The sequence below is a fragment of the Streptomyces durocortorensis genome (assembly GCF_016901035.1).
Taxonomy (GTDB): domain Bacteria; phylum Actinomycetota; class Actinomycetes; order Streptomycetales; family Streptomycetaceae; genus Streptomyces; species Streptomyces durocortorensis.
Genome location: NZ_JAFEUF010000552.1, coordinates 1 through 522, shown reverse-complemented (window position 1 = coordinate 522; position 522 = coordinate 1). Strand labels below are relative to the sequence as shown.

Annotated in this window: 1 pseudogene; it reads left to right on the top strand. The window is 77.8% G+C overall.

The window, feature by feature from the left end:
- Positions 1-187: 187 nt before the first annotated feature.
- Positions 188-522 (top strand): annotated as a pseudogene (locus tag JS521_RS37135) (prepilin peptidase); the annotation flags it as partial.

The window sequence follows — 522 nt, the reverse complement described above, 5'->3', positions numbered from 1 at the left end:
GTCCCCGCCCCCGGCATCCGTGCTGACCGTGAGCGTCCCCTCGCCATCGCGCCATGTCCTCATGGGCACCGACCGTAGCCCCCGGCGGACGCGCCCGGACCCCGAACGGCGACGCTTGGGCCCCGGTCGGCCGCTCTGGGCCCTCGGGCCCAAGACCCCTGTTCCCGAGGCCCGTTAGGGTCGTCCCGTGGACGCCGCGCTGCTCGCCCTCGCCGCGGTCTGGGGTGCCGTCACCGGACTGCTGATCCCGCGTGCCGCCTACCGGTTCGCCGTCGAGCCGGAGGAGCCCTGGCGTACGGCATGCCCCGCCGGCCACCCGCTCACCGGTCCGGCGCGCGGCTGGCTCGGCCCGGCCCGGTGCGCGCCCTGCACCGCAGGACCGGGAGCGCTCGCCGTACCCGGGGCCGACACCGCCACCGGCCGACCGGGTGCCGAACCCGAACCCGAGGCCGAACCCAGGCCCGGGCCCGGCACCGAACCGAGCCACAACCCAGGAACGCCCGCCCCGGAAGACCTGCCCGC